The 8,138-nt window shown below is 45.2% G+C and carries 10 protein-coding genes; 8 read left to right on the top strand and 2 right to left on the bottom strand.

The window, feature by feature from the left end; translation table 11 throughout:
* The first annotated feature begins 494 nt into the window (after positions 1 to 494).
* From ACTTKA_RS11640 to ACTTKA_RS11615, 6 genes are all read left to right on the top strand, one after another.
* Positions 495 to 1,367, top strand: coding sequence for a YicC/YloC family endoribonuclease (locus ACTTKA_RS11640; RefSeq protein WP_014224060.1), 873 nt, complete (start codon positions 495 to 497; stop codon positions 1,365 to 1,367).
* Positions 1,367 to 1,933 (top strand): guanylate kinase, encoded by a 567-nt coding sequence (gene gmk / locus ACTTKA_RS11635; protein ID WP_442725159.1) that lies wholly within the window; start codon positions 1,367 to 1,369, stop codon positions 1,931 to 1,933. Before ACTTKA_RS11640 ends, gmk begins: the two co-directional genes overlap by 1 nt.
* Before the next feature lie 39 nt (positions 1,934 to 1,972).
* Entirely contained in the window at positions 1,973 to 2,578 is a 606-nt protein-coding gene (gene nadD, locus ACTTKA_RS11630) for a nicotinate (nicotinamide) nucleotide adenylyltransferase (RefSeq protein ID WP_314952466.1), read from the top strand.
* 80 nt (positions 2,579 to 2,658) lie between these two features.
* On the top strand, positions 2,659 to 3,102 hold the full coding sequence (locus ACTTKA_RS11625; protein ID WP_014224057.1) for a dCMP deaminase family protein: 444 nt from the start codon (positions 2,659 to 2,661) through the stop codon (positions 3,100 to 3,102).
* On the top strand, positions 3,099 to 4,742 hold the full coding sequence (locus ACTTKA_RS11620; RefSeq protein WP_442725158.1) for a S41 family peptidase: 1,644 nt from the start codon (positions 3,099 to 3,101) through the stop codon (positions 4,740 to 4,742). The genes ACTTKA_RS11625 and ACTTKA_RS11620 overlap by 4 nt, the downstream gene beginning before the upstream one ends.
* The gene (locus tag ACTTKA_RS11615; RefSeq protein ID WP_442725157.1) at positions 4,739 to 5,296 is read left to right on the top strand and encodes a 5-formyltetrahydrofolate cyclo-ligase; all 558 of its coding nucleotides are present in this window, start codon (positions 4,739 to 4,741) and stop codon (positions 5,294 to 5,296) included. The genes ACTTKA_RS11620 and ACTTKA_RS11615 overlap by 4 nt, the downstream gene beginning before the upstream one ends.
* An 8-nt stretch (positions 5,297 to 5,304) precedes the next feature.
* Here the strand turns inward: ACTTKA_RS11615 and ACTTKA_RS11610 are convergent, their stop codons facing one another.
* Positions 5,305 to 5,598 (bottom strand): DUF721 domain-containing protein, encoded by a 294-nt coding sequence (locus ACTTKA_RS11610; protein WP_442725156.1) that lies wholly within the window; start codon positions 5,596 to 5,598, stop codon positions 5,305 to 5,307.
* The gene (recF, locus tag ACTTKA_RS11605) at positions 5,595 to 6,698 is read right to left on the bottom strand and encodes a DNA replication/repair protein RecF (protein WP_385978858.1); all 1,104 of its coding nucleotides are present in this window, start codon (positions 6,696 to 6,698) and stop codon (positions 5,595 to 5,597) included. The genes ACTTKA_RS11610 and recF overlap by 4 nt, the downstream gene beginning before the upstream one ends.
* A 151-nt stretch (positions 6,699 to 6,849) precedes the next feature.
* Here recF and ACTTKA_RS11600 point away from each other — a divergent pair, with 151 nt between their 5' ends.
* Both ACTTKA_RS11600 and ribH read left to right on the top strand, forming a co-directional pair.
* On the top strand, positions 6,850 to 7,542 hold the full coding sequence (locus ACTTKA_RS11600; protein WP_442725155.1) for a tetratricopeptide repeat protein: 693 nt from the start codon (positions 6,850 to 6,852) through the stop codon (positions 7,540 to 7,542).
* Between the two features lie 2 nt (positions 7,543 to 7,544).
* Positions 7,545 to 8,048 carry a 6,7-dimethyl-8-ribityllumazine synthase gene (gene ribH, locus ACTTKA_RS11595; protein ID WP_442725154.1) on the top strand — a complete coding sequence of 168 codons (504 nt, stop codon included), beginning with the start codon at positions 7,545 to 7,547 and terminating at the stop codon, positions 8,046 to 8,048.
* Positions 8,049 to 8,138: the final 90 nt, after the last annotated feature.

The raw sequence follows: 8,138 nt of genomic DNA, 5'->3' as shown, positions 1-8,138 counted from the left end.
CTCGTCACGCCGATGGTACTGCTATATTGTGGGAGAGTAGGTAGCCGCCGTTTTTTAGGTATTATTTTTTTGAGAAGGAGCATTTTCTGAAAAGAAAATGTTCTTTTTTTTGTATATATACCGCCCCATGTCGTAGCCTAAAAGCCGGGCGAAAAAGCCGCAAAAACACGTGCGTCCGTATGTAATGAAATTTATATACGGGAGAAAATAAATTTACATCCGTATGTAAGTTTACTTGCATCCGTATGTAGCGAAATTTATATACGGACGAAAATTTTCGCGCATCCGTATGTACGTAAAATCCGAGCGGAACAGCCGGCGATATCCACACCTCCCAAATTTTTACCCGGATAGACGGGAAACAGAGCGAATTGCAAAGAAGAGAAAAAGTTCGTCTTTGGAGGAGATGTTCTTTTGAAGAAAGGCATTTGCTTTTCTGTTAGGGAGATTGAAAATTATCATGTACATTTGCCGGATAAAAGAAACGAAAAGAAATGATTCAATCTATGACCGGATTCGGCAAGGTTACCGCCGAAATGACCGATAAAAAGGTGACTATCGAAATCAAGTCCTTAAACAGTAAGCAACTCGATTTATTTACACGTATTCCGTCTGCTTATCGGGAAAAGGAAATGCAGATCCGCAACGAGCTATCGCAAAAGTTGGAGCGAGGGAAGATTGACTTTATTCTACATGTTGAATACATCGGAAAAGATACTTCGACGAAGATTAATGCAGCGGTGGTAGAAGGGTATTACGAGCAGATTCGAGACTTGGCCGGGAGGCTGTCGGTGAGTTTACCGGACGATTGGTTTCCCACCTTGCTGCGTCTTCCGGATGTGATCAAAAACGAGACGGTAGAAGTCGATGAAGCGGAATGGCAAAAGGTTCATCAGGCAATTGCCGACGCGCTTGCTCATCTGATTGAATTCAGACAGCAAGAAGGGAGGATGCTTCAGAAACTCTTTGAACAGAAAATTGCGACGATCGGAGAGTTGCTCAAAGAAGTAGAACCGTATGAGCAGGATCGGATTGATAAGATTAAAGGGCGTCTGCTCGAGAACTTGCAAAAGGTTCCCGAGGTGGAATATGATAAGAACCGCTTTGAGCAGGAGTTAATTTATTACCTTGAGAAGTTGGATATCAACGAAGAAAAAGACCGTTTGAGGAATCATCTGCACTATTTTATCGATACGATGAACAACGGGAGCGGGCAGGGGAAGAAGCTCGGATTTATTGTGCAGGAGATAGGTCGTGAGATTAATACGCTCGGTTCGAAAAGCAACCATGCCGAGATGCAGCAAATCGTGGTGCAGATGAAAGATGTTTTGGAGCAGATCAAAGAGCAGATTTTGAATGTATTGTAATGAAGGGTAAACTGATTATTTTTTCGGCTCCGTCGGGGTCAGGTAAATCTACGATTATTCGTTATTTATTAGAAAAAGGCTTGCCTCTTCGCTTCTCGATCTCCGCTACGAGCCGTGCTCCGCGGGGCGAAGAGCAGGACGGCAGAGAATATTATTTTTTGACACCGGACACATTCAGACAGAAAATCGCGGCAGGGGAATTTCTCGAATACGAAGAAGTCTACCGAGATCAATTCTATGGCACACTCCGGTCGGAAATAGAGCGCATTCAAGCGAGTGGTAATACTGTCGTACTCGATGTCGATGTGGTGGGAGGCTGCCGTATCAAAGAGCAATATGGAGCTGAAGCCCTGTCTGTTTTTATCCGTCCTCCGTCGATCGACGCATTGCGTACCCGGCTCGAAAAGAGAGGCACGGATGCTCCCGAAGTCATCGAACGTCGGCTGGAAAAAGCAGCGTACGAACTTTCGTTTGCTTCCCGATTCGACCGAATCATTGTGAATGATGATTTGGAGCAGGCACAGCGGGAAGCGTTGAAAACGGTGACCGATTTTATTCACCCCTGAGGAGGGGGCGGTAGGATATCGTTTTAGCTTTCTTTTTCAATGAAGACGGTCGGCATTTTTTCGGGTTCATTCAATCCCATACATATCGGACATTTGGCTTTGGCTAACTGGATTTGCGAGTATGAACCGTTAGACGAGCTATGGTTTCTTGTGACGCCACATAATCCCCTGAAAGCGGAGAATACGTTGATGAACGATCGTTTTCGACTGTCGTTGGTCGAAGCCTCTATTAAAGATTATGGAAAGTTTAGAGCCAGCGACTTTGAGTTTTCGTTGCCTCGCCCGTCTTATACGATTCACACATTACGTGCTCTACGTAAGGCTTATCCGGAGGTTTTGTTTGTACTTATCGTAGGTTCGGACAGTTGGAGTAATCTGAGTAGATGGAAAGAATCCGATGCGCTGATCCGTGAGTTCCCGATATGGGTTTATCCGCGTCAGGGTTATGAGGTCGCCATTCCTCCCGATCTCCCTGCGGTGCGTTGTCTTAATGCACCCATGATTGAAATATCTTCCACCTTTATTCGTCAGGCTATTAGAGAAGAAAAGGATGTTCGTTTTTTCCTCTCTGAAGCCGTTTGGGAATATATTCCGGAAATACGAAAAAGTCTGGAGCGTAAGGAGAAAAAATACTCTTTCGGATAGAGGCGAAACACAAAATATCATTACTTTTGTAGGCCTGTTCGAAAGAAATTCCGACAGTTACAGAATAAGATGTTGATTCAATGACAAAGAAGGAAACAAAACAATACGAGACGGATAAACGTTATTTGCAGATGGCCGCGATTTGGGCGGAAAATTCCTATTGCCAACGTCGAAAAGTAGGCGCTTTACTTGTCAAAGACCAGATGATCATCTCCGACGGATATAATGGTACACCTTCGGGCTTCGAAAATATCTGTGAAGACGAAAATAATGTAACAAAACCGTATGTGCTCCATGCTGAAGCCAATGCGATTACAAAAGTCGCCGCCTCGTCGAATAACAGTCGTGGGGCGACCATCTATATTACATCGTCACCCTGTATCGAATGCGCCAAACTCATCATACAGGCCGGTATCGTACGTGTGGTATATTCCGACGAATACCATACGGATGAAGGTTGTAAGCTGCTTAAACGTGCGGGCATTATCGTCGATTTTATTCACCTGAACCAAGAAGAAAAATGAATCATTCCCGTCGATACATCCTGTGGATGTTTGTAGCGATTATCGTGAGTTTGGGCATCGGTCTATGGCTCGGAGCTTATTTATATTCCCGTTCGCCCCGCATGCGTGAAGTGAATGCAGGGAAAAACAAAATCAACACGATTTTGAATATTATCGATACGCAATACGTTGATACGGTCAATATGAATGATCTGGTGAATAAAACGGCAGCCAGTCTTATCAGCGAGTTAGATCCTCACTCCGTGTTGATCCCCGCCGAAAACGTACAAGCCGTTAATGATGATCTGGAAGGTTCGTTTAGCGGGATAGGCGTATCGTTCAATGTGATTAACGACACAATCCTTATCATCACGGTGATGCCCGGAGGACCGGCCGAAAAAGCTGGTCTCCAACCGTTCGACCGCATCATCTCCATCAACGACTCGACGTATGCGGGACAGAAATACAGTCAGGCGGAAATCATGCGTAATTTGCGCGGTCCAAGAGACAGCAAGGTAAAATTAGGGATTCAGCGTGACCACTCGTCGGAGCTTGCTTTCTTCGAGGTGACACGTGGAGAGGTGCCCAACCATTCCATCGAAGTATCGTATAAGATCGGACGTAAGATCGGTTATATCAAGATCCGAAGCTTCGCACGTACCACATACAACGAATTTATCACGGCGATTGCCAAACTTAAAGAGGAGGGCTGTACCGACTTTATCATTGATCTGCGCGATAATGCCGGAGGAATGTTAGATGCCGCCGTGCGTATGCTGAACGAGTTCATTCCTCGCGGAAGACCGATCGTCTATATGGAAGGCAAGGCCTATCGCCGCCAAGACTTCCATGCCGACGGGTCCGGTTCATGTCAGGAGGTGCCGATCATCGTGTTGACAGACGAGCTGTCCGGCTCGGCCAGTGAAATTTTTGCCGGCGCCATTCAGGATAATGACCGCGGATTGATCATCGGACGTCGTTCGTTCGGAAAAGGGCTTGTGCAGGCACCGATTCCTTTGAGCGACGGATCGGAACTGCGCCTGACGATTGCCCGCTATTACACTCCTTCCGGCCGATGCATCCAGAAAATGTATCAATTGGGCAAATCAGACGAATACGAACAAGACTTGTATCAACGGTTTATTCACGGAGAGTTCGACTCGGCCGACAGCATCAAAATGGATCAATCGTCCGTTTATAAAACGTTGGGAGGACGAACGGTGTACGGCGGTGGAGGGATTATGCCCGATATCTTTATCCCGCGTGACACATCTCACATCACGTCTTATTATAACAGCGTGATGAATAAAGGACTGCTTTACCAGTTTACGATCGAATATGCCGCTCGGAACTATAAAAGTCTCTCGGCATTCAAGACATATCAGGATTTATATGCGTATTTGCAACAACGGCCTGTTCTAAATGAGTTTACGGATTACGCCGAACATAAGGGAGTTAAAAAGCGCCCAACGTTGATTAACATCTCCAGAAATCTGATTGAAAAGTCTATACAATCGTATATTGTTCGTCATTTCTTCGATTATGCCGGTTTTTATCCTGTTTTTCAAAAAGACGATGTTACGCTACGTCGGGCAGTTCAGGTTCTTGAAGAAGGGCGGTGGCGTCCGGAAATTCCTGCAGAAGAAAAAGGCAAGCCATGACTCTTAGGGAAGAGAAGCAAGCCTTGCGCAAAGAAATTGCCGCGTTGAAGCGCGGATATTCGGTACAGGCGCTTCAAACATATTCACAGAAAGCGTTGCGACATCTCGAGGAAGATGAACTGTTTCGCAAAGCCGGATGTGTCGCATTGTACTATGCGCTTCCCGGCGAGGTGCAAACAGCCGATTTTATTGAGAAATGGTACAAGGTAAAACAGATTCTTCTGCCTGTAGTCGTAGGTGATGATCTTTCATTGCAACGTTATACCGGTAAAGATCATCTTCGGAAAGGGGCATTCGATATTTTGGAGCCCGAAACGACTTCCATCTTACCTGAAACGTCTTATCCGGAATTACTCATCGTTCCCGGAATTGCTTTCGACCGCCAGTTAAACCGCCTAGGAAGAGGAAAAGGATATTATGACAGATTACTCTCTCAGCCTGACACTCCTGCTATCGGAGTTGCTTTCAGCTTTCAATTGCGCGATCGGATACCGACTGAGCCACACGATCGGAAAATGACACGCATCATTACCGACAGCGAAATTGTCGGGTAAGCTACGTCTTACCGGATTACGATCTCCCGAATCACTGCCGCGCCGGCACATTCATTCAGTTTTTTAACTAAATGAGCACGGTTTAGCATTAATTCGTTTCGCAGCACCGATGAATCTACCGAGACATACAAAGTGCCTTGTCGAACATATAAACTGCGCGTAGCTTTCGATACGGAGAGTCCTAATACTTCCCCCCATGCACGAACGACACGCACTTCGAGTATTTTCTGCCGAAGCTGGGGATGCTCGTTGTAAAATTCCTGTAGCAGCTCGCCAAGAGGTTGAGCATGTGTCCGTCTCATACTTCTCCCTCCATGGGCAATACTTGCCCTGCTTCTACTTTAAATACCGTATAGTGCTGTTGGATGGCTTTCAGCATTTGATCTAAGTATTTCCGGTTCGTATCCGTGATAAAGATCTGCCCGAACTGATCGCCGCCCACTAATTGAATAATCTGCTCTACCCGCTCCGCATCGAGTTTATCGAAAATGTCATCGAGCAGCAGAATCGGCATTGTGCTGCTTTGGGTGGCAAGAAATGAGAACTGCGCCAGTTTCATCGCGATTAAGTATGTCTTGTTTTGCCCCTGCGAACCGATATGCCGGATCAGTGAATCGTTCAAAGTCATTTCAAGATCATCTTTGTGAATCCCTGTGAGTGTGTATCCTACCGCGCGTTCACGTTCGCGATCCCCTGCCAGTTTTTCTTCCAGATGGACGGAGCGGAGTTGCGAAATGTATTGAAGCCCGACATGCTCGGACGATTGGCAGATGATCTGATAATATTCGTTGAAGAACGGGAGAAAGACATCGACAAGTCGTGCCCGTTTTTGAAAAATCACCTCTCCATGTTGTACCAACTGCATCTCTAACACTTCGTACAGCGACTGGTCACGGCTTTGGTCGCGAAGCAGCCGATTGCGCTGCATCAGCGCTTTGTTATAATGTATCAGGGCGTGCATATACGTTTTATCATATTGTGAGATGATCACATCTAACCACCGTCGCCGTTCGTCGCTGCCCCCGCGAATCAACTCCGAATCGAACGGTGAAACCATCACCAGAGGTAACAGGCCGATATGTTCCGACAGTTTCTGATATGCTTTCTGGTTGCGTTTAAACAGCTTTCGCTGCCCGCGGCCGATTGAGCAAAAAATAGCTTCTGTCCGATCTTCATACGCATATTCGCCTTGTAATACGCATAGTGCTTCGTCGCGATGAATCAGTTGACTTTCCGCTGTGTGCACATGACTTTTACAAAACGACAGATAATAGACCGCATCGAGCAGGTTTGTTTTTCCCATGCCGTTCCTGCCGAAAAAGCAATTCATTTTCGACGAACAGGCAATCTCTGCCTGCCGGATATTTTTATAGTTTAAAACAGACAGTTTATTAAGTATCATAATGTTAATCCTTATATGCGATAAATGTCATCAAAGATTTCAGGACAAAAATAAAAAATATAGTCTGTACATGAGGTTTATTCCCGTAAAAAAGCTAATTTTGCACCCTAAATTTCAAAAAGGAATAAAACAGAAAACAATTATTATCGTTATGGCGAAGAAGACAACAAGCGAGGAAAAAGAGATAGAAGTTGGGGCTATCGTTTCCCGGTCGGAAGAGTTTATTGAAAAAAATAAAAAGACTATTATTGCGGTCATTGCAGGTATTGCTGCGGTAGTAGGTCTTATTCTGGTTTATCATTATATGTATGCCAAACCGCAAGCCGAGAAAGCCAAACTTGCGATTTTTAGAGGGGAACAGTATCTGGCACAAGACTCTTTTGCTTTGGCGTTAAATGGAAACGGGGTTGACTATGAAGGTTTTGAAGCGATTATAGATCAATATGGACGTACTCCGTCGGGCAATTTAGCTAAAGCTTATGCCGGTATTTGTCATTATCGTTTGGGAAACCCTCAGGAAGCGATTAAACGCCTCAAATCATATAGCGGTAATGATTCGCAAATAGCCCCCACCATGATCGGTTTAATTGGCGACTGCTACGTTTCAGCCGGTCAGACAAAAGAAGGGATCGGCTATTTCGAAAAAGCAGCTTCGAAAGCCGATAACGATTTGATTAGCCCGATTTATCTGAAAAAGGCCGGTCTTGCTTACGAATCTTTACAGCAATACGACCAAGCCCTCAAGGCTTATAAGACGATCAAAGAGAAATATCATCAGTCGATGGAAGCAATGACGATCGACAAATATATTACTCGTGCCGAGATTTTGGCTCAAAAGAAGTAAAAATGGCGACGGTCTACCAGAATCTTTCCGAATACGATTTCGATAAAGTGCCGGACGCCTCGTCCATGCGTTTTGGAATTGTTGCGTCGGAGTGGAATCAGAACATTACGGAAAAATTACTTGAAGGTGCTTGTAATACCTTGGAGCGTCATGGCGTATCAGAAAAAAATGTCTGTGTAGAACGAGTACCCGGTAGTTTTGAACTGACGTACGGAGCGAGAAAAATGGCCGAAAGCAAAGATGTCGATGCCATTATTGTTATTGGATGCGTTGTGCGTGGCGATACTCCTCATTTTGATTATGTATGTTCTGCCGTTACACAAGGGGTTACCGAACTGAATCTTCAATATGGAATTCCGTTTATTTTCGGGATGTTGACAACGGAAAATATACAACAAGCCGAAGACCGTTCCGGCGGACGATACGGGAATAAAGGAGATGAAGCTGCAGTGACAGCAATAAAAATGATTGATTTTTCTCGTAGAATTTGCACAGAAAAAAAATAAAGCGTATCTTTGCATCGCTTTTTACAAGGGGGCAGTTACCAGAGTGGCCAAATGGGGCAGACTGTAAATCTGCTGGCTTACGCCTTCGGT

Origin of the sequence: Tannerella sp., assembly GCF_052170195.1 — a bacterium.
Taxonomy (GTDB): Bacteria; Bacteroidota; Bacteroidia; order Bacteroidales; family Tannerellaceae; genus Tannerella.
This window is presented reverse-complemented; position numbering and strand designations above follow the sequence as displayed.